Raw genomic sequence first — 21,400 nt, 5'->3', positions numbered from 1 at the left:
TCTGGACGGACTACACTTGTACAAAGGACCATAACTTTGGGGAGGTAGTGTAGAGCATGGATATGAATCGTCGTACGTTCTTGAGCTATATGGGAACAGGGGCAGCTGCATTAGCTGCGGCTTCAACAGGATTCGGCTTGTTAGTCAATGATAAGGTGGAGGCAGCGGCTGACCATCTATTCGGCTTCGAGACGAATCGCGTAAGTGGACACTTCGACCCGATCGTAGCGTCTTCGGCGGATGAGCTGCTTATACCCGCACAATTCGAGTATGATGTGGTCGCTGTATATGGGGATGTCATCAACGCGGCAGGCGATACGTTCGGGCACAACGCCGATTTCAACTGCTTTTTCCCAATAGACGGATCGGCTACCCGCGGGCTGCTGTTTACGAATCATGAAGCTACGAACATTTTTGTACTTGGCAAGCAAGAGGGCGGGAAATGGTCCAAGGATCAAGTGAACAAGATGTTATACAATCAGGGTGCATCGGTCATTGAGATTGTCCAGGATGAGAAGGGCGTGTGGAGCGTAGATAAGACTTCCCAGCATGCACGTCGCATTAACGGATTCTCGTCATTCGAGTTCACTGGTCCAGCAAGAGGAGCGGAAGCGATCGGCAACCAGCAGGTCACGCAAGGTACGTTCGCCAACTGCTCCGGGGGCATGACACTGTGGAATACGGTATTGTCTTGCGAAGAGAACTTCAGCGAAACGGCGGCTGCCGCTGGATTGAATTCTACTCATTACGGGTGGGTCATTGAGGTGGATCCGTTTGACGGAAGTTATTTGAAAAAGCACACAGCACTTGGGAGATTCAATCACGAGAATACGGCAATGGGGCTCACCAAAGACGGACGAATCGTTGTATATGAAGGTGACGACAAGAAGGACGCCTGCATTTATAAGTTCATCAGCAAAGGTTATTACGATCCTGCCAAAGGGCGGAGCAATGCATCTCTGCTTGAGGAAGGGACGCTGTATGTTGCTGATTTGAAGAAAGGTGTATGGGTTGCGTTGACGGCGGAAGCGGTGCAGGCTAAGCTGAAGGACGAGAAGTTCGCTCTGCCATCAGCGGTCAAAGGAACGAAAGCCGATTGGTTGGAGAAATTCAAGAATCAAGGCGGTGTAGTTACGTTCTGTCAAGAAGCTGCCTTGATTATGGGCGGCACACCGACCGATCGTCCGGAAGATATCGAGATTTCGCCATTCGACAATACCGTGTTCATTGCCCATACGAACAATGACAATCATGGCAATATTCATGGACACATTACGCGGATTTTCGAGAAAGGCGATGACCTGGGCGCTCTGGAATTCGACTTCGAAATATTCGCAGCAGGCGGACGTCAGAGCGGATTCAGCTCACCGGACAACTTGATCTTCGATAGCAGTGGCAGCCTGTGGATCGTCACAGACATAACCGGAAGCGGTATCGGTAAGGGCGTGTACAAGACATTCCTGAACAATGGCTTGTTCGTCGTGCCGACCTCCGGACCGAGCAAGGGAAAAGCACTGCAGTTCGCTTCGGCCCCGAAGGATTCCGAACTGACCGGTCCATGGTTCACCCCGGATGAGCGGACGTTATTCCTCTCCATTCAGCATCCCGGCGAGAATACGACGGACTTGGCCAAGCCGACAAGCATGTGGCCGCATCGTAAGGGAGATACGATGCCGAGATGTGGGGTAGTCGCTATTCGTGGATTCCGCTTCAAGTAACAGCCCAGATATCGAGCTAGTAGAAAGAAGAGAGGCCGCATCCCTGTTGAGGAGATGCGGCCTTTTGGCGTGACTTGATTCTGAGTCGGGTCTTGCTAGCCCTTAACAGCGCCTGCGGTCATGCAGCAGCAGAACGAACAGAAGGAATAAGATCAGCTTGCGCTTTAACGATTTTGGCCAACCAGCGCCTCATGAACGTCTCCTTCAGGCTTTTAGGCCATACAATATCATACTTTTTTTCTGGCTAACAAACTTTTTGTTTGAAAATAAAAAAGGGTGTGATAGACTCATACCTGAATCCGTGATTTTCTTGTGATCATGGAATCAGGTCATACCTGAATCAACAACTATGAAGGGTGGGATGTAGTTGGAATCGGTTAAGGACGAATCGGAATTTCTTCATGATCTGGTCAAGTGCTTGGCCGCCCAATTCGGCAGCAACTGTGAGGTCGTCCTGCATGACTTGAATCGGTCTTACGACAGCACGATTATAGCGATTGAGAACGGACATATTACAGGCCGCAAAGTCGGAGATCCCGGTACGAATCTGGGACTGGAGATTCTGCGAGGGAACCAGGTGAATGGCAATAAATATAATTATGTGACTCAGACGAAGGATGGCCGCATGCTTCGTTCCAGCTCAATCTACATGAAGAATAGCAAGGGTGCGACAATCGGCTCGCTATGCATCAATTATGATATTACCGAGCTACTTATTGCTGAGAAGACGCTGCATTCCCTTACAAAGGCTGGGCAAGTTAGCGAAATCAAGGAATCGTTCGTGAGTAACGTAAGCGATCTGCTCGATGCTCTTATCCAGGAAGCGCAGGAGCAAGTAGGTAAGCCGGTTGCGGTGATGCAAAAGGATGATAAGATGCGCATGATTCAGCTTCTGGACAGTAAGGGAGCCCTGCTAGTAAAGAAGGGCGGCGAACGAATATGTCAGTACCTCAATATTTCGAAGTATACGTTGTACAGCCATTTGGAAGAAATTAAAAGCAATGATGAGGAGCGTGCACAGTAAATGAGTCGATTGGAACAGGTCGAAACCCCTTGTTTAATCATTGATGCAAGCCGGATGGAGCGCAATATTGCCCGGATGGCCGAGATGGCCGCTCAACATCAAGTGAATCTGCGTCCCCACACCAAGACGCACAAAATTCCGAAGATTGCCCATCAGCAGCTGCAAGCAGGAGCTGCCGGGATTACGGTGGCGAAAGTGTCGGAAGCGGAAGTTATGGCAGATAACGGCATTACTAATATATTCATAGCTTATCCCTTAGTTAGTGTTAGCAAGATTGAACGTGCTATCCGTCTAAGTGAACGGATTGAGCTTATCGTCGGCGTCGACAGCATCGAAGGGGCGACCTTACTGTCCGAGACGGCTGCTAAGCATAACCACGTATTGCAGGTTCGGCTAGAAATCGATACCGGGCTTCGTAGAACCGGCGTGTTGTATGATCATGCCGTAGAGCTGGCACACCGGGTTCATCAGATGAGCAACTTGCGGCTTACGGGAATCTATACGTTCCGTGGCATGATCTTGCAAGGTAAGGCTACTCTGGATTTGCAAGCTGCAGGGCTGGAAGAAGGCGAGCTTATGGTCAGCATAGCTGACAAGCTACGCCAGGAGGGCATCCCAATTGTGGACGTGAGCGTCGGCTCTACACCTACTTCGGCGTATGCCGCGGCTGTGAAGGGCGTGACGGAAATTCGCCCAGGCACGTACGTGTTCTACGACGTGATGCAAGCGAAGCTTGGCGTATGCGAGTTGGACGACTGTGCGGGTACCGTACAAGTCACGGTCGTCAGCCGGCCTTCGGCCGATCTGGCGATTGTTGATGGCGGCAGCAAAACATTCGCCACCGATGTGCAGCCGAATACAGTTCCTTTGCAATTGGTCGGCTTCGGGCGCGTTGTCGGCTTTGATGATGCGGTATTCGAGCGAACGTCCGAGGAGCATGGGATGCTTAAGCTCGGTCCTGCTGCTCAGGCTGCGAATCCGCAGGTGGGGGATCGCTTGTCGATTATCCCGAACCATATATGCAGCACGGTCAACTTGCACAATTCGATTATCATGCAGAATGCAGACGGTCAGGAGCGCGTCACTGTGCTTGGGCGCGGGATGCTGGAATAGGGCTTAAGAAGAGCGAACCAAACACCCACACAGCTAACCAGACACTCGCGAACCGCCGGTATTTGGAGTACTTACGGGGAGGCAGACATCATGTTGGATCTTATACTTAAAAACGGAAGAGTTGTGGATGGCACAGGTAATCCATGGCTGTTCGGCGATGTAGGGATCAAGGACGGCGTCATAGCGGTGGTCGGCAAGCTGGATATAGAGGCGAACCGAGTCATCGATGTGCACGGGCAAGTCATTTCCCCGGGATTCATAGACGGGCATTGCCATTCCGACCTGATGATTCTGGATCATCCCTATAGTGAGATCAAGATGCAGCAGGGCGTGACGACCGAGGTCGTCGGCAACTGCGGCTTGGCGCCGGCACCGTTCGTGAAGAGCCAAGCCGAGCATCTGCAGAGCTACGTACAGCCAGTGCTCGGCAAGACCAAGTGGCAGTGGCCTTGGGAGACCGTAGAGCAATACATGGAGACGGTCGCCCGTTCGAATCCGTCTGAGAATATTGCGACCTATGTCGCGCATGGGGCTTTGCGCATCTCGGTGATGGGCTTCGCCAACCGGCCCGCCACTTCCGATGAGCTGGCTCAGATGAAGCAGCTGCTCGAGGAAGGCATGAAGGCCGGCGCGATCGGCTTGTCAATCGGGTTGCTGTACGCACCAGGCAGCTATACGTCGCGTGAGGAAATCGCCGAGCTGTGTTCCGTGCTGCCTAAGTACAATGGTCTGTTCTCGACGCATATTCGCGGTGAGGGCAACAACCTGCTTCCTTCCGTGAAGGAAGTGATCTGGATTGCTGAGAAGGCGGGCGTCTCGCTTCACGTCAGCCATCTGAAGGCTGCAGGTAAGCGCAATTGGGGCCAGGTGATCCATGCGTTGGAGCTGATCGAGGACGCCCGGTCGCGGGGAATGGACGTTACAGTAGACGTGTATCCGTACAATGCGGGCTCCACGACCTTAACGACCGTATTGCCCCCTTGGGCGCTCGAAGGCGGAATCGAGAGCGCTTTGGAGCGGTTCCGGGACCCTTCGATACGGGCGAGAATTCGCGAGGAGCTAGGGGAGGAGCAGCAGGATTGGGACAATCTCGTCTGCTCGACTGGCTGGGAGAGCGTGATTATCTCGGCGGTACATACCGAAGCCAATCTCGGCCTGGAAGGCAAACATATTGCGGAGATCAGTGAGACGCGCGGCCAACACCCGGTTGATTGCATGCTCGACCTGCTGCTGGAGGAAGAGGGACGTATCTCGATCGTCTTCTTCCATATGTCGGATGACGACGTGAAGCAGGTGATCGGCTATGAGAAATCGCTGATCGCTTCCGACAGCCTGACATGCGAGACCGGCAAGCCGCATCCGCGCCTGTATGGCTCGTTCCCACGCCTCTTCGCCAAGTATGTGCGGGAGCAGAAAGTGCTGTCATTGGAGCAGGCGGTGCGCAAGGTGACTTCCTTCCCGGTACAGCGGTTCAAACTGGGCAAGCGCGGACTTCTCGTCCCTGGTTATATCGCCGACGTGACAGTGTTCGACCCGAATACGATTCAAGATCTGGCCTCCTTCGAGGAGCCGCGGCAATATCCCGAAGGCATCAGTCACGTGTTGGTGAGAGGACAAGTGTCCCTGAGTCATAAGCAACACACGCACGCTCGGGAAGGCACGCTTATCCGGGCGGAGCATTGCTGTCATCATTGAAAGTTAGCAAGTAACTTATCCAAAATGGAGGTGCCCTCATGGCACAGATTGAACAACGATTGCAAGAGCTTGGCCTAGTCCTACCCCCTTCTCCTCAGCCACGGTTCACATACATTCCGTGCAGCCAGACCGGCAATCTGATCTACTTGTCCGGCCAAGATTGCCGCGACAGCAACGGTAAGCTAATCTATGAAGGCAAGCTGGGTAGTGACTTGACGATTGAGCAAGGCCAGGAAGCGGCCCGTCAAACGATATTGAACTGTTTGGCGGTCATGAAAGGATACCTGGGCGACCTCGACCGCGTCGTTCGCATCGTGAAGCTGCTCGGATTCGTTAATAGTGCGCCAGGGTTCGCGGATCAACCGTATGTGATGAACGGAGCGTCCAATCTGCTCGTCGACGTGTTCGGCGAGAACGGCAAGCACGCCCGATCGGCGATTGGCACGAATGAGCTGCCGTTCCATACGCCGGTGGAGATCGAGATCATCGCGGAAATTCGCGATTGATTGTTGGGGTGGCAGTAAGCCGGTCATGGCTTTACTACTGAGGTCGGTCGTTTGACTGCGTGACCCTAACAAAAAACGGAATACCATGTGGCCGTGCTTTTGCAAATAAGCGAACTCAGTTCCCTTATTTGCAAATCATGGCCTTCTTTCGTGAGAATAGAGGAACAGAGTTCTTCTATTCTCACGAATAGGGGTGAAGAAACCCTTCTCAACTGAAGATAAGGGAACTGAGTTCCTTTATTTCAAGATGTCTGTTTTGAAATGGATAAATAAAGGAACTGAGTTCCGCTATTGATCATTTTTTTGTTCAAGAGTAAACTGCCAACACGTGTGAACTATTGAAATATGCCATACCGGATATGCGTTTTTTCTATTCGTCAGCCGCTCGACTTGGTGGTAAGCTACAAAACGATAAAGCTATTGCGAGAAGGGGTCATAGGGCGGCACGCTGGCTTAGCTTCACTTACTGCCAAGGTTGGAGGGTTCGATGATGATCATAGGTGTACCAAGAGAGATCAAGAGCAACGAAGCGAGGGTAGCACTCATCCCGGGCGGGGCCCGGATGCTGACGGGTGCTGGACATCAAGTCTGGGTCGAGCGGGGAGCTGGGGCGAAGAGCGGCTTCGATGATGCAGCATATGCCGCGGCAGGTTGTACGCTAATAGACAGTGCAGAAGAAGTGTGGAATGGCGCGAAACTGCTGTTAAAGGTGAAGGAGCCGGTAGAGCAGGAATACGGGTATTTCCGTGTAGGCCGTATCCTGTTCACCTACCTGCACTTAGCTGCTGATCCCAAGCTGACCGAAGCGCTCACCCGGAGCGGCATGACCGCTATCGCCTACGAGACGGTGCAGAGCAGCGGCGGTACGTTACCGCTACTGACCCCGATGAGCGAGGTAGCGGGGCGGATGGCGGCACAGGTAGGCGCTTATTACCTGCTGAACTTCGCTGGAGGCAAAGGCATTCTGCCGGCAGGGGTGCCGGGTGTGGCGCCCGCACGGACGACAGTGGTGGGTGGAGGCATCGTAGGAACGAATGCAGCCAAGGTCGCGCTCGGGCTAGGCATGGACGTGACGATTCTGGACAAATCGGCCGACCGACTGCGGGCATTGGACGATCTATTCAACGGCCGGGTCAAGACGTTGATGGCTCATCCGTGGAACATTCAGGAGGCTGCCCAATCGGCCGATCTGTTGATCGGAGCCGTGCTTGTACCGGGTGCCAAAGCGCCGAAGCTGGTCGCGGAAGACACCGTCCGTGCGATGGGAGCGGGCTCCGTCATCGTCGACGTGGCGGTCGATCAAGGCGGATCGATTGCGACCATTGATCGCGCAACCACGCACGACCATCCCGTGTACGAGAAACACGGCGTGCTGCATTATGCGGTCGCGAATATGCCGGCTGCGGTAGCCCGTACATCGACGATGGCACTGACGAATGTCACATTGCCGTACATCTTGGAGCTAGCCGACAAGGGCTTGAGCGCACTTCGCAGCAATCATGGGTTCAGCACCGGATTGAACGTGCATGACGGTCATATTACGCACAAGGCTGTAGCGGATTCATTGCAGCTGGCCTACCGTGAACCGGTGTTGGCATAGTATGCGAGCTTGAATATGGGCCGCCTGTTGCCTGAGAGGGAGCAGGATTTTGCCAGGGTTAAGCCGAAACTGTAGGATAACAAGTTAGGATCCCTTGCATTCGGGTGCAAATGAAAGCGAGTTGTGAGCCGGACATCATGAACATTCAACAAATCGAAGCGTTTCTATACGTGGCCCGTACCGGCAATTTCAGCCGTGCGGGCGAATTGTTGTTCTTGACACAGCCTACCGTCAGTTCCAGAATTCATCAGTTGGAAAATGAGTTGGGCAGCTTGCTATTCGAACGTTCCAGTAAAAGCATCAGGCTGACCGAAGCAGGTCAAGCCTTCGTGCCATATGCCGAGACGATCGTGAACCAAGTTCAGGAAGGGCGATTGGCGATCCAGCGACTGAATGACCAGGTTGAGGGCTCACTGCAGATTGGGACGGTGCTATATGCGGCTAACCATCTGATGCCCGATTATTTGCACGCATTCAACGGAAAGTACCCCAAGGTGAAGCTTTCGGTATCCACAGGGCATTCCCATCAAATCTTGGACATGGTGCTGCGTCATGAAACGCATGTGGGCATTGTTCGTTCCATCCGGCACGCAGATGTGCAGGCTGTACGGCTGCTCGATGACGCGATGGCTGTGGTGGTCTACCCAGGCCATGAGTTCGAGCGGGAGGACACCGTCACACTGGACGAGCTGAGCCAGGAGAATCTGATTTCGTTCGCCCGGGGGACGGAGGATTGGAAGCTGATCGCCGAAGTATTTCAACAACAGGGGTTGCAGCAAAAGACGCTAATGGAGATCGACAGTATCGAGGCCATGATCGGGCTTGTGCGGAATCGAACAGGCATTGCGATTGTACCGCGCCTCTCCGTGAAGAGCGAAGTAGAAGCAGGCCGACTTCACATTGCCCATGTGCCGGAAATTGCAGCGATCCATCGCAGCTACGATCTGATTACGCTCAAGGATAAGCCTATTCAGGGCATAGTCAAGCTGTTCGTGGATGCAGTTATTCTCGAGTCTATACCAGTCACTCCTCACGCAGGAAATGTATGAAGCGTAGAGGATATGAGCGGGAATGCCCGGTTACGAGCGGCATACCGCTTTTTCTCGTACAATTGCCTTTTCGCTATATGTAGGATTCGCGAGTATGATGGGAGGAGACATTGAACCGGAAGCGGGTACAGTAAAGGAGCAAGAGCATGCTGCGTTCGTACGCTTGGCTAGTGTTTTGCGTGACGATTTGGGGGAGTAACTTCGTATTCGGCGCGATTCTGGTAGAGCAGTTCCCTCCGATGCTTCTTGCGATTGCACGGTTATCCGTGACATCAACCTTCTACGTTTGTTTCGCCTGGGCGACGAGCCGGATCGTGAAGCCGACGCGGCGGGACTGGAAGTTCCTGATCCCGCTCAGCCTGCTCACGCTGGTGAATCAGTCTTCTTTTTACATAGGGCTGCAGCATGCCGATCCGACTGTGTCTTCACTCATTACCGCCTTATCTCCTATTGCGGTCAGTTTGCTTGCGGCCATCTTCCTGCGTGAACGGATGACGCTGCGGATGGCGATTGGGTCGGTTGTGGCGGTGATGGGTGTTTTTTTCGTAGTCGGGTCGGGCAAAGGGCTGACGATTTCGGTCGGCGAGATCTGGATGCTCATCGCGATGTTGACCTTTGCCGTCTCCATGGTGCTCACCCGCAAATTCACAGAATTCCGCGATCCTTTCTTCGCCACCTCCTATACCACGGTTCTCGGGGCTAGCATGCTGCTGCCAGTCGCGCTGATCCGCGATTCGGTGTTCGACATGAGCACGGAGCCGTGGGCTTGGGCGCTGCTCATTGGATGTGCCTTGGTTATGCAGGTCGTGTGCGGCCTTGTATGGAACCGGGAAATGCGCAAGGTGGGGGCAGGGAAGGCGGCGGTGTTCCTGAACTTGCAACCATTCGTAGCCATGTCGCTCGGGTATGTGATCTTAGGCAAAGCCGTAACGGGTACGCAGATTATCGGATCACTGCTCATTATCGGCGGAGTGTTGTTGGCGACTGCGCAAGCGGTTCGGGCCATGAGAAATATTTCGTCGCAGGAGATAGAGTCGGTTGAGGCAAATGAGTCTGTCGCAGTGACGGGTGAGTCGGAAAAGACGGAGGGTAAGGCGACGGAGAGCAAGCTACAGACGTCGGGCAATCGAAGCGCGACTCCTTGATCTCTCGGTAGCTGGGAACGGACGTACGATTAACAACGATAAGCTTTACAGCGGAAGGAGCGCTCCTTATAATGGAGTAGTGCTCCATTTTGTTATTAATTAGCGGAAATTAACTCCATATAATAGGGGCCAGGAGGAAATAGGATGAAACATCAACCTGAACATATACGAAAGCTGGATACGGAACAGCGGAATCCCCGAACCGACCAGCTCGATAACAGTACAACCTTGGATATGCTGAAGATGATGAATGCTGAGGATTCGCTCGTCCCGGGCGCTGTGGCCACTGTGCTTCCCGCCGTAGCGGAGGCCGTCGACCGCATTACCGCAGCACTGCGCGGAGGCGGCCGGCTATTCTACGTCGGCGCTGGCACGAGCGGACGTCTCGGCATGCTCGACGCCTACGAGTGCCCGCCGACGTTCGGGACATCGCCTGAGCTCGTGCAAGCACTCGTCGCCGGCGGCGTCGCACGGGATCACGCCGATGAATCGGCGGAGGATGATCCCGCGCAAGGCGCTGCCGAGCTGCGGCAGCGGCAGCTGTCGGCGGCCGACGTCGTCGTCGGCATCGCCGCAAGCGGGCGCACGCCGTACGTCGTCGGCGCGCTGCAATACGCGGCGACAGTCGGCGCCGCGACGATCGCGCTCGCCTGCACGCGCGGCTCGGCGATTGGCGCTGCCGCCGACTGGGCGGTCGAGGTGCCGGTCGGCCCGGAGGCCTTGACCGGCTCGACCCGCCTGAAGGCGGGCACCGCCCAGAAGCTCGTGCTGAACATGATCAGCACGGCGACGATGGTCAAGCTCGGCAAGGCGTACCGCAACCTGATGGTTGACATGGACCCGAGCAATGACAAGCTACGCCAACGCGCCCGTACCATCGTGAGCATGGCGACCGGAGCAGACGACGCCGCGGTCGAGCGGGCGATGACGCAAGCCGGCGATCATGTCAAGGCGAGCATCGTCATGCTGCTCGCCGATGTGGACGCCGGCGAGGCGCACCGCCTGCTGGAGCGGGCTGGTGGAGTTGTCCGTGAAGCGCTGTTGCTGGCGGGAAGCTAAGTCGGGCGGGCAGCCTAATTCAGGCGGTTTTCGATCGACAGGGGCAGCTACCGGTTTTGACATAGAGGGTTGAAGCTGGCTTAAGGAATAGCTAGTAAACAGCGGAGTAAGTTAACTGGAATAGAGGAGGTGTGCGAATGGCTCTGCAACGTATAACCGGATCGTGGTTTGATTTCTATCATTGCAACCCGTATGAAGGCGATACATGGAATGCCGCAACGCAACGGTTCACCGCTGCCGACTGGGATCTCAAGTTGACCGAGATGGCGGAGGCCGGACTGGATACGCTTGTTTTGCTAAGCGTGGCGCTGCATGGCAAGGCGTTCTATCCTTCTGAAGTGTTACCCTGGAGATGGGACACCGTCTGCCCTGACCCGCTGGAGGCTGTGTTGCAGGCAGCGGATGGGTTGCAGATGCGGCTGTTTATTGGCTTGGGATTTTTCACGACACCGATCATGGGCACCTTGTCTACGAATGGGGATTCCTCGCAACTGCGGTTCGACATCGCCAAGGAGCTGATTGCACGATACGGTCAACATTCCTCCTTCGCCGGGTGGTATTTCCCTGTGGAGGCCGCCATTCATACTTACTTCCCTGATGCTTATATTCGCTATGCGAATGAACTGGCTAATTTCTGCCGGTCACTTGGCCCGCAACAAGTATTGATCGCCCCGTACGGAACGCGTTCTGTAGTGGCGGACGACAAGTTCGTGGGGCAGATTCGTGCGCTGGAGGTCGACTATATTGCCTACCAGGATGAGATCGGCGTGAATCGGACGACCTATGAAGCGGCCAATGAGACATTTGCACGGCTGCGGGACATTCACGACCGTGCCGGAAAGCCGCTGTGGGCGGATATGGAGCTATTTCGCTTCGAGGGCAAGGTGCTCCATCCAGGAGCATTCGAACGAATACAGCAGCAATTGGCTATCGTATCGGCTTACGCCGACAAGGTACTGTGCTATCAATATCTAGGTCTCATGAACAAACCAGGCAGTCCGGTACATGCCGGGCACGAATCGTCGGTGCAACTGTACACCGATTATACGGGGTGGATGCGCGAGCAAGGCCTGCTGTGACGAATAGGAGGGAAGAGTCGTGGAGCAAGAAGTAATTCTGGGAATTGATATTGGGGGCACGAATATCAAGTCAGGCATCTTGGATAAGGACGGTCGAATTCTGCATACCTTGACCGTTCCTACCGAAGCGCGTACGGGAAGCCGCGATACGCTGCTGTCCAAGCTGTTCGACATCGCGGCACAGCAGCGCGCGACGGCTGAGGAGCGCGGCTGGACGCCGATCGCGCTCGGCGTAGGGACAGCGGGCTACGTGAACGCCCGCGAGGGCCGCATCGGCTATGCCACGTCCAACCTGCCGGGTTGGACAGGCGTGCAGCTGCGCAGCGAGATGGAGCGCAACACCGGCTTGCCGGTTGCGCTTGCCAACGATGCCCATGCTTTCGCCATGGGCGAAGCATGGATCGGGGCGGGACGCGACTGGGACGCGTTCGTCTGCATTACGCTCGGCACCGGCGTAGGCGGCTGCCTTGTTGTGGACGGGCGCCCGTATTATGGGCGCGACGGTTATGGCGGCGGCTTCGGGCACATGGTGATCCAGCACGGAGGGGCAGCCTGTAACTGCAGGCTGACCGGCTGCTGGGAGCAGTATGCTTCGGTAACGGCCCTGCTGCGGTTGGCGGTAGAGGGTGGCATTGATCTAGCGGAGCTGGGCCATTCCGCCAAGACGCTGTTCGAGTGGGCGCGGGCAGGCCATGCCCAGGCATCGGCGGTCATCGATCTGTACGCCGAGTACGTGGCCTTGGGCCTGACGAATCTGGTGCATGCGCTCAATCCACCAGCTATCGTCATTGGGGGCGCTGTCACCGCCCAGGGCGACTACCTGTTCGATAAAATTCGTGCCAATGTCTCCCGGCAAGTCATGCCGGCCTACGATAACATGGCCATCATACCTGCAACGCTCGGCGAGCACGCCGGTTTTGCGGGCGCCGCTCGATTGGCGCTGCAGCGCGCACAAGAAGGAGCCTCCCTGTAGGGAAGGCTCCTTTCTTTGTCATGTAAGAAAGAATAAGTTTTCGGGGTGGAACCGAAGATTCCGGGCTAACTGAACTCATCAGCCAAGGACCGCCCGGTGATCCTTGTGATCTTCCGGACGGTTTTTCTTAATGTCTCGCTTACCGTGTCGTCTTACCTGAACCCTACCGCTCCTGCCGCAGCCAGCCGTCCACTTGCGCCGTATACTTCGCCGTAATCTGCTGCGGGCGCGTAATGGCGCCGCCGACGACAACATACTCGGCGCCGGCTTCCAACGCGAGCACAGCCTCAGCGGGGCTCCAAATGCGCCCTTCGGCCACGACGGGCGTGCTGACTTGCGCACTCAGCTGACGCACTAGATCGAGATCCGGCCCTTCCTGCTGCGGGCTGTAAGGGGTATAGCCAGACATCGTGGTCGAGATCAGGTCGGCGCCGAGACGTTCGGCGAGCAACCCTTCCTCCAGGGTGGAGATGTCCGCCATCACTTGTACGCCAGCCTCATGGCAATAGGCGATGAGCGACTTCACGCGTTCCGCGCGATCTTCGCGGTCGGTCATATCGAGCGCGACCACATCGGCGCCTGCTTCGATAATAGCGCGTACGTCTTCCAGCTCGGGGGTGATATAGATGTCGGAGCCTGGAATATCCCGCTTCAGCAAGCCGATAACCGGAAGCTGGACAGCCTTCTTGATGTCGCGAATGTCAGCAGGGCCGTTCGCCCGAATGCCGATGGCGCCTCCTTGCGCAGCGGCTACAGCCATCAGGGCCATAGTCCCCTGCGAATACAACGGTTCCCCAGGTTGAGCCTGACAAGAAACGATAAGGCCTCTTTGACTAAAAATGCGGTTCATAGGTATCGAACACTCCTGTTCTTGATGCTCATTATGATGTTCAACGCGCTCGCTCTTGCTGTATCTCAAGGGGTTAATCCCGCTCAGTCGTCCGATCTGCCAAATGCCCCAATATCGCCGCCAACGTAGCCGCTTTACGGAACGTCGTGGTGACAGGTGACCGATTCGGATCGTCATGCTGGACCTTTGGCTTAAAAAAGTCGATCCCATGCTCGGCCAGACCGGATTCAATCGCGTCAAGACGCTCTGCGACATAGCGTTTGGCCTCCGGGAGCTGCGGATAGTGAGCCAGGGCAAGCATAATCTCAGAGCTATTGTTCCAGTCCCGGCACCACCAGGGCACCTCATTGTCATCGTTAGGCCCTTGCTGGAGCGCATCGACAATCGTCTTCACGGCAGCAAGCGACACCTGCTCCCACTGACTGCGGACGGCAGGTGATAATAACGGTGCCACTGGATGGGCGAACGCTACAATAGTAGCCTGATAAGCAACGCTGTTGCCCATACCAATCGAACCGTCCCACAGCTCGGTATACGGCCACCAGCCCTCGCTGTGCCAGCTGAAACGATTCATTACGTGCAGGACGATCTCCTCAGCTTTGGCAAGATACAAGGAATCTCCAGTCAGCTCGTACGCCCGGCCGAACGTGTGGGCGGCATATATATCACCGTTTAATACATCATGCATCTTGGCGTTTGGATTTTTATATACGGCTCCGGGATTTTCTTCTGCTACCTGGGTAAGCAAGTATTGGGCCGATGCGATCAAGCTATCCTTCGCCAACGCGCTTCCAGTCGTCTGATAGACCAAGTATAGATTGTTGGCCGACGCACCAATTTCGGCGATGTCTACCGTGCCGGTTTCCCCATGCAGTACATAGTAGGGCTGGCCGAATGCGCCTGAGTGCAATTGTCGGCGTCTTACATCTTCTGCTAAACCCGCTGCGATCGTTAGTCCGCCCGGGTGGTCATTCAGTTGGGCATGCAGTGCATATAAGGAGGCGGCAGCGCTTGTTGTACAGCAGCTTGCTTCAGCTCCTAGTTCGTCGTCGTAGATGGTCCAACTTCCGTTCTGTTCATCCCTGCGAAGCAAGCGGTCGAAGAGGGGAGCAATCTGGTCGATAATTCCAGCGATCTGCTTCATGTAAGTCTCCTCTTCCTTGGTTTGATTGGTGCAGCCTCATACAAGATTATAACATAGTTATGGAGCATAATTCCGAAAAATTATTTGTAAATGGATATTATATTCTAACCATTTAGGTATCGCTACATATTGCCAGCATCCCGTACAACATTGTTGATCACTTGAAAAACATTTATAATGTGCTTATACATGTTGCAGAAAAGCTGGAGTACGGTGGAGGGAGTGACTAACATAATGACTACGAACCGCGGGACACCTATAGGACCTCCACGCTTCGGGATTGCGGTACACGCACTTGTCTGGATGACCCAGATCGGCGGAGTGCTGTCTAGTGCTACGATTGCATCGCAAGTGAATTCGCATGCCACCTTCCTGCGAAGAGTGCTGCAAACATTAGCGCAAGCCGGTCTCGTCGAAGCCAGAGAAGGGCGGGATGGAGGCTACACCCTCGGCAAGGCATCGAATCAAATTACATTGGCGGATGTATACATGGCTGTGAGGGCGGAATGCTCCGCTCATGAGGAAGATGTTGATTGCGGGGCTGCTGGACAGCAGTTGGATGCTGTTCTGGAGAAGCTGATGGGGGAAGCCGAACAGACGACAATTGAATACTTGAGGCAACACACGATCGCGGATATTATGGATCGCGTCGATTATTTCGCCCCTTGTTCGGGAAAGGATGACGGTGCTTGCAACAAATAAATATAATTCCCCTTGCCAAAATAACGCATCGCTCCTATAATGTGCTTATGTAAGTTGCAGTCATGGTGAGGCTGCAGCTTTAATTTTACACTTAACTGTGCTTTATATGAGCTCAGTAAGAGCGGATGGGGAGAGAGTTATTATGAATATCGCAGCTATTGTATTGGAAGGCTTGTTGGGATTCTTGTTCCTAATGGGGGGCATCACGAAGATGATGGGCCAAAAGATGCATGTAGATAATTTCAAGAAGTGGAGGCTGCCGCAATGGTTCCGGGTCGTAACCGGTTTGGTCGAATTTGTTTTAGCGGCTGCGTTGATTGTAGGCATATGGGAGCCTAGCTGGGCAGCATGGGCAGGACTTGGGCTCGGTATCACCATGCTGGTGGGAACCGGGGTTCACATTCGTGTAAAAGATACATTCGGTCAAACAGCACCAGCTGTTGTGCTTATGATTCTGGCCTTCGTGATTGCGATCATTCAACGCAGTGAATTTACGAATTTTCCAGGATAATGGAATCCTGAGCATACTACATCACGAGAGGAGAGAAGCATGTTGAAAGTAGAAGTGTGGTCTGACATTGCTTGTCCGTTCTGCTATATAGGGAAACGCCGATTCGAAGCCGGGCTGGAGCAATTCGCGAATAAGCAAGATGTGGAGGTCATCTACCGCAGCTTCCAACTGGACCCGAGCGCACCCAAGCATCCGACTCAAGACATTTACGCACTTATTGCCGCCAAGTATAGGATTAGTCGCGAACAGACGAAGAAGATGCACGATGATCTTATTCAACAAGCGGCAGCTCTTGGATTGACGTACCGATTCGATCATGCGATTCCGGCGAATTCACTTGACGCGCATCGTTTGATCCATTTTGCGGGACAATATGGGAAACGGGTTGAGATGGCAGAGTTGCTATTCCGAGCATACTTCACCGATTCCAAGCACATTGGAGATCATGACACCCTTGCCGGGCTTGCTGAAGAGGCAGGACTGGATCGCGGGCTGGCGGTTGAGATGCTGGAAGGGACCCAATTCACTGCAGAGGTGCAGGCCGAAGGCCGTGAGGCGAGCAGCTTGGGGGCCAATGGAGTACCGTTCTACGTCATTAATCGCAAGTACGGAATATCTGGCGCACAGGCAAGTGTAGTGTTTCTCCAAGCCCTGCAGACAGCGTGGAACGATGAACATCCTCTAACCGTTTTATAGATAGGCATATAAGCTAGAAGGAGCGGGGAAATGATCATTGCCATCTTCGGCGGAACAGGTGCTTCGGGTCGTCTGTTGATCCAGCAAGCGCTGCAGCAAGGCCATCAGATTACCGCATTCGCGCGCGATCCCGGCAAGCTGGCACATATGCAGGATGATCGACTGACAATCGTGGCAGGAACGCTAGCCGATGTGTCGGCCATCGAGTGCACCGTATGCGGGGCAGATGCAGTGATCAGCTTGTTAGGACCTGCGGGGAAAATTAAAGGAGCACCTCTGAGTACAGGGACGCAGCACATTATCGCCGCAATGAAGAAAAACGGCGTCCGAAGACTAGTAGCCTTGGCTACAGCAAGCGTCCCAGACCCTGCGGATCGCTTCGATCTCAAGTACCGCTTCATGGTATTCACGGTGAAGACGTTCATCCGCCCGGCCTATGACGAGATTCGAAGAATCGGTGAAGCCGTGCGCACGTCCGGGTTGGATTGGACCATCGTGCGCGTTCCGCTGCTGACTAACAAGGCTGGAAGTGAGCGAGTAAAGGTCGGCTATCTTGGCCACAAAGGACTAGGCAGCGGCCTGTCACGAGCCGATCTGGCGGCGTTCTTCCTGCAGCAAGCCCAGGAGACGACGTATGTTCGCAAATCCCCAGCTATTAGCAGCTGAAGTTAATGTCTTCGGCGTGAAAGACCGCTGAGTGAAAAGAGGGCCACCCGGCACATCGTCGGGTGGCCTTTCTTGCTTTCTTCTAACTTAGGAGTCTGTCCGACGATCTGATTTTCGTGAATATTTATTCATAGGGATTATGGAGGGAAAGGGGATGGTACGTAGAGTTTACGGCCGCCTTTGAAATCCAATTGTAACCACAACATTAATTAAAAACAATTTGAATTTCAACAGCGGTGGAGTGCCTTCCCTTTCCCGCAATAACCGCAGGAATGAATACATATTCACGGATTTGCTTGAGTCGGACAGACTCATAACTTCATTCTTACTTCCACTCGCCCTTGATGTTGGCTGCCTTCAGACCATCGTTAACTTCCTTGATCATCTGAGCACCGCCTTTATCCTTCCATTCCTTCACGAGTTTATCCCAATCAGTGAACGGACGTTGGCCGTAGATCATCTTCGTCTGCTCTTCGTACATGTACTTCCACAGATCCGCTTCCTTGGAGAGGCGGGTTTCCGAGAAGACGGCGTTCACAGGGTTGAAGTAATGCTTTGTGTCAGTATGCATTTTCTCGAACAGTTGAGCTGCGGACTTCAGAATCGGCACCTTATAGTTTTTCGAGAATTCATTGGCAGCGTCACTTGGCGCCCATCCGGAGCTATCCGGGTAGTAGTCAATCGGCTTAAGTCCTTTTTCTCCGCTTTCCAATTTCAACTGACTGTTCTCGATCTTGTACCCGGAATTTTCCTTACCGTTGATCCAATCAAAATCCTTATTGCTTGCATTCCGTTGGTCGAACGGATAGAACTTGCGTCCATAATCAAGGAATTCCAGAATGCGTTGCAGCTTCTCAGGGTCTTTGGCCAGCTTCGCGTTCAGCAGTGTAATGCCGGAGAACCCTTGACCGGATGCGTAACCTTGCGAACCGTCAGGCGCTTTGAATGGCGGGATCGGCTCCAATATAGCTTTCGGCGCGATGTCGGATAGAGCTTGGGAGAACGATTCGTTCATACCTCTCGGCGTACCGATGAATATACCGGCTTTGCCGCCGTAGAATTCGTTGTTCGTCTGGCCCCAGTTCAATACGGCGAAATCCGGGGTGGCTGCCCCTTGTTTGTACAGATCAGCAAGCCACATTAACAGCTCTTTGCGCGTCTCGGTAATGATACCCGGTACGACGTTGCCTTCTGTATCCTTGTGATACCAGGATAAGAAGTCCCAGTATGCACCCATGGAATAAGGCGGGTTGATGTTGGACGACATGGCCAAGCCGTAGGTGTCGTTCTTGCCGTTCTTGTCCGGATCGTTCTTGGTAAAAGCGAGCGCTACCTGCTTCAATTCCTCATAGCTCGTCGGCATCTTCAAGCCCAGGTTATCGAGCCAGTCTTTACGAATCATCGGAGTGAGCGCATAGTTGACCGCCGAATATCTTGGAATCCCGTACATCTTCCCATCGACCATCACGGACTTCTTGATGTTGTCCGGGATCAGCTTGAAGCTGTCGTACTTGCTCATGAACTCGTCTAGCGGCAGGAACGCACCTTGCTTCGCCCATTTGGTGTAATTCGCATCCTGATGATTCTCCAGGGTAATGATGTCGGGAAGCTCTCCGGAAGCTACGACGGCACTTAATTTCTGCAAGTAGTCGCTTACGACGACCATCTGTGGTTTGAAGTTGATATTGAATTTCTCATTAATCAGCTCAATCCCTTTGCCGCTGGCGGGAGGGACGTTACCGGCGTACCGGTAGTCGATTGAAGTGACGGTGAATTTTTTGGACTTATCATCTGTTTTGGCCCCTTGTTGCTGTCCAGGCGTGGGCGTAGGGTCTTCCTTCTTGGTGCCGGTTCCACTAGAACAGGCGGCCAGCATGCTAGCTGACAATAAAACTACGGCGGACGATGTTGCGATTTTTTTGAAACGCATTGACGATTCCCCTCCATTTTTAACTTACCACATTAGAAGCCAATTTCATAAAAGCCAGCGTGTTCCTGTGCGGCGAACGTCTTACCCTTTCACCGATCCGAGCATCACCCCTTTCGCGAAATGCTTTTGCAGAAATGGATAGACGATCAAGATCGGTAACGTAGCAACCATGATGGCCGCCATCTGCACGGTTTCTGCAGGAGGTGCGTGTTCGGACAGCTGCCCCAGAGCCGTATTCGGCTCGTTGATGACGACCATCTGACGCAGCACGACCTGAACGGGCCAATCCGCAGGATTGTTCAAGTACAAGACGCCGGTGAAGTAGTTGTTCCAATGCGCTACCGCATAGAACAGGCCGAAGGCGGCGAGCGAAGGCTTGGACAGCGGCAGGATGATACGCAGGAACGTCTGGATATCGTTCGCACCATCGATCGTAGCCGCTTCGTTCAACTCCTGTGGAATGCCCTTGAAAAACTGACGCATGACGATCAGATTATAAGGACTGATCGCTACAGGCAGAATGAGCGCCCAGAATGTATTCAACAGCCCGGTTTCCTTGACGACCAGATAGGTTGGGATCATACCTGCGGTGAACAACAGGGTGAACAACACTAGCAGCATCATCGCTTTTTGCCCGACGACCGGTCTGGATAACGCATAGGCGAGTGTAGCCGTGAAGAGCAAGTTGACGAACGTACCGATTAACGTGATCTTCATCGTCGTCCCGATGGACTTCAAGAAGGAGGCTGAGCCGAATATATACTCGTATGCCGTCATCACCCATTGCTTGGGAAAGAACAGGAAGCTGCTCTGCAAGAAGTCGGTGTACGACGAGAACGATACGCTAATGACGTATAGGAACGGGAATACCATGATACAAGCAATGACGAACAGCAAGCTATAGTTCACGAAGGAGAATAGCGAGAAGGATGATTTCTTCGCAGATGTGTTCATTAGTAAATGCCCTCCTCACCGAAACGTTTAGCTAGAAAGTTGGCGGCCAGCACCAGAATTAACCCCACGAACCCTTTGAACAAACCTACGGCGGTAGCGAAGCTATAGTCCGACTGTACGATCCCTCGTTGGAACACATACGTATCCAGCACTTCGCCGACGTCGCGATTGAACGGGTTCAGCATCAGGAATATTTGCTCGAAGCCGACGTCCATGACGTTGCCTAAGCGAAGTATGAGCAGAATGATAATCGTGCTGCGAATCGCGGGCAAGGTGATGTGCCAGATTTGACGCCAACGGCCTGCGCCGTCTACAATGGCGGCTTCATAGAGCTGTGGGTTGACCCCTGCCAGAGCTGCCAGGAATATAATCGTGCCCCAGCCGATTTCCTTCCAGATCACTTGCCCGATGAGCAGCGGCTTGAAGAATGCTGGATCGGTCAGCCACGGAATCGCTTGCATGCCGAGCACGTCTTTCAGGAAGTGATTGACCAGACCTTCTCCACGGAGGAAGATGACGCAGATGCCGACCACGACGACCCAGGACAGGAAGTGTGGCAAGTAAATGAGCGATTGCACGATTCTCTTATAGAAGTTGCTGCGCACTTCATTCAGCATCAAGGCGAGCAGGATTGGTGCCGGGAAAGCAAATACAACCTGCAGCAAGGAGATGCTGAGCGTATTCCACAGGACGCCAATGACTTCTTTGTTCTCGAATATTTCTTTGAAGTTCTTGAACCCAACCCAAGGGCTGCTGAACATGCCGCGAAAAGGGTTGTAATCGTTGAACGCCAGTACGAGCCCGAACATCGGAACGTACTTATAGAGGATGAAGTAAGCGATACCCGGCAGCGCGATTAGCAGCAAGTATCGGTCTCGCCATACGCGTTGTCCGAACGTGTTCTTTTTCTTTGTAACCAATTCCATTGGTCTAACCCCATCTCTGTCTGATCTTGTGAACCTCTTGTGAAACCGATTACCGGCATT

At 53.8% G+C, this 21,400-nt stretch carries 20 protein-coding genes; 15 read left to right on the top strand and 5 right to left on the bottom strand.

The genetic code is table 11. The features are described 5' to 3' along the window. Positions 1 to 56 precede the first annotated feature (56 nt). From AC1DWB_RS00135 to AC1DWB_RS00085, 11 genes are all read left to right on the top strand, one after another. Positions 57 to 1,718 carry a PhoX family protein gene (locus tag AC1DWB_RS00135; RefSeq protein ID WP_477538984.1) on the top strand — a complete coding sequence of 554 codons (1,662 nt, stop codon included), beginning with the start codon at positions 57 to 59 and terminating at the stop codon, positions 1,716 to 1,718. A 367-nt stretch (positions 1,719 to 2,085) separates the two neighbouring features. Beyond that, positions 2,086 to 2,742 (top strand): helix-turn-helix transcriptional regulator, encoded by a 657-nt coding sequence (locus AC1DWB_RS00130; protein ID WP_477538983.1) that lies wholly within the window; start codon positions 2,086 to 2,088, stop codon positions 2,740 to 2,742. Further along, on the top strand, positions 2,743 to 3,855 hold the full coding sequence (locus AC1DWB_RS00125; RefSeq protein ID WP_477538982.1) for an alanine racemase: 1,113 nt from the start codon (positions 2,743 to 2,745) through the stop codon (positions 3,853 to 3,855). Positions 3,856 to 3,945: 90 nt separating this feature from the next. Continuing rightward, entirely contained in the window at positions 3,946 to 5,550 is a 1,605-nt protein-coding gene (locus AC1DWB_RS00120) for an N-acyl-D-amino-acid deacylase family protein (RefSeq protein ID WP_477538981.1), read from the top strand. Positions 5,551 to 5,588: 38 nt separating this feature from the next. After that, entirely contained in the window at positions 5,589 to 6,056 is a 468-nt protein-coding gene (locus AC1DWB_RS00115) for a RidA family protein (RefSeq protein WP_477538980.1), read from the top strand. A 490-nt stretch (positions 6,057 to 6,546) separates the two neighbouring features. After that, positions 6,547 to 7,656 (top strand): alanine dehydrogenase, encoded by a 1,110-nt coding sequence (gene ald, locus AC1DWB_RS00110; RefSeq protein WP_477539150.1) that lies wholly within the window; start codon positions 6,547 to 6,549, stop codon positions 7,654 to 7,656. 137 nt (positions 7,657 to 7,793) lie between these two features. Beyond that, the gene (locus AC1DWB_RS00105) at positions 7,794 to 8,705 is read left to right on the top strand and encodes a LysR family transcriptional regulator (RefSeq protein ID WP_477538979.1); all 912 of its coding nucleotides are present in this window, start codon (positions 7,794 to 7,796) and stop codon (positions 8,703 to 8,705) included. Positions 8,706 to 8,851: 146 nt separating this feature from the next. Further along, on the top strand, positions 8,852 to 9,850 hold the full coding sequence (locus AC1DWB_RS00100) for a DMT family transporter (protein ID WP_477538978.1): 999 nt from the start codon (positions 8,852 to 8,854) through the stop codon (positions 9,848 to 9,850). A gap of 144 nt (positions 9,851 to 9,994) precedes the next feature. After that, positions 9,995 to 10,909 carry an N-acetylmuramic acid 6-phosphate etherase gene (gene murQ / locus AC1DWB_RS00095; RefSeq protein ID WP_477538977.1) on the top strand — a complete coding sequence of 305 codons (915 nt, stop codon included), beginning with the start codon at positions 9,995 to 9,997 and terminating at the stop codon, positions 10,907 to 10,909. Positions 10,910 to 11,046: 137 nt separating this feature from the next. After that, complete coding sequence (locus tag AC1DWB_RS00090; RefSeq protein WP_477538976.1) at positions 11,047 to 11,988, top strand: DUF4434 domain-containing protein; 942 nt, start codon at positions 11,047 to 11,049, stop codon at positions 11,986 to 11,988. Between the two features lie 19 nt (positions 11,989 to 12,007). Next, positions 12,008 to 12,961 carry an ROK family protein gene (locus AC1DWB_RS00085; protein WP_477538975.1) on the top strand — a complete coding sequence of 318 codons (954 nt, stop codon included), beginning with the start codon at positions 12,008 to 12,010 and terminating at the stop codon, positions 12,959 to 12,961. Positions 12,962 to 13,124: 163 nt separating this feature from the next. On the opposite strand, the gene AC1DWB_RS00080 is transcribed toward AC1DWB_RS00085, so the two are convergent. Together AC1DWB_RS00080 and AC1DWB_RS00075 are read right to left on the bottom strand one after the other, a co-directional pair. Next, complete coding sequence (locus AC1DWB_RS00080) at positions 13,125 to 13,811, bottom strand: N-acetylmannosamine-6-phosphate 2-epimerase (protein ID WP_477538974.1); 687 nt, start codon at positions 13,809 to 13,811, stop codon at positions 13,125 to 13,127. Positions 13,812 to 13,884: 73 nt separating this feature from the next. Continuing rightward, positions 13,885 to 14,955 carry a hypothetical protein gene (locus tag AC1DWB_RS00075; RefSeq protein WP_477538973.1) on the bottom strand — a complete coding sequence of 357 codons (1,071 nt, stop codon included), beginning with the start codon at positions 14,953 to 14,955 and terminating at the stop codon, positions 13,885 to 13,887. Between the two features lie 234 nt (positions 14,956 to 15,189). Here AC1DWB_RS00075 and AC1DWB_RS00070 point away from each other — a divergent pair, with 234 nt between their 5' ends. The 4 genes from AC1DWB_RS00070 to AC1DWB_RS00055 all read left to right on the top strand — a co-directional run bounded on the left by AC1DWB_RS00070 (position 15,190) and on the right by AC1DWB_RS00055 (position 17,530). After that, positions 15,190 to 15,657 (top strand): Rrf2 family transcriptional regulator, encoded by a 468-nt coding sequence (locus AC1DWB_RS00070; RefSeq protein ID WP_477538972.1) that lies wholly within the window; start codon positions 15,190 to 15,192, stop codon positions 15,655 to 15,657. Positions 15,658 to 15,799: 142 nt separating this feature from the next. Continuing rightward, on the top strand, positions 15,800 to 16,168 hold the full coding sequence (locus AC1DWB_RS00065) for a DoxX family protein (protein ID WP_477538971.1): 369 nt from the start codon (positions 15,800 to 15,802) through the stop codon (positions 16,166 to 16,168). A 39-nt stretch (positions 16,169 to 16,207) separates the two neighbouring features. Continuing rightward, positions 16,208 to 16,864: a DsbA family oxidoreductase gene (locus AC1DWB_RS00060; protein WP_477538970.1), complete on the top strand. Its 657-nt coding sequence runs from the start codon at positions 16,208 to 16,210 to the stop codon at positions 16,862 to 16,864. Positions 16,865 to 16,894: 30 nt separating this feature from the next. After that, positions 16,895 to 17,530, top strand: coding sequence for an NAD(P)-dependent oxidoreductase (locus AC1DWB_RS00055; protein WP_477538969.1), 636 nt, complete (start codon positions 16,895 to 16,897; stop codon positions 17,528 to 17,530). A 325-nt stretch (positions 17,531 to 17,855) separates the two neighbouring features. On the opposite strand, the gene AC1DWB_RS00050 is transcribed toward AC1DWB_RS00055, so the two are convergent. From AC1DWB_RS00050 to AC1DWB_RS00040, 3 genes are all read right to left on the bottom strand, one after another. Next, a complete protein-coding gene (locus AC1DWB_RS00050; protein ID WP_477538968.1) occupies positions 17,856 to 19,460 on the bottom strand; it encodes a type 2 periplasmic-binding domain-containing protein in 1,605 nt (534 codons plus the stop codon). Positions 19,461 to 19,541: 81 nt separating this feature from the next. Continuing rightward, positions 19,542 to 20,414: a carbohydrate ABC transporter permease gene (locus AC1DWB_RS00045; RefSeq protein WP_477538967.1), complete on the bottom strand. Its 873-nt coding sequence runs from the start codon at positions 20,412 to 20,414 to the stop codon at positions 19,542 to 19,544. Then, positions 20,414 to 21,340, bottom strand: a complete 927-nt coding sequence (locus tag AC1DWB_RS00040; protein WP_477538966.1) for an ABC transporter permease — start codon at positions 21,338 to 21,340, stop codon at positions 20,414 to 20,416. Before AC1DWB_RS00040 ends, AC1DWB_RS00045 begins: the two co-directional genes overlap by 1 nt. Between the last annotated feature and the right edge of the window lie 60 nt (positions 21,341 to 21,400).

Source organism: Paenibacillus sp. P4_E11 (assembly GCF_056401635.1).
The sequence above is the reverse complement of the archived record's forward strand: the minus strand, read 5'-3'. Positions and strand labels throughout refer to the sequence as shown.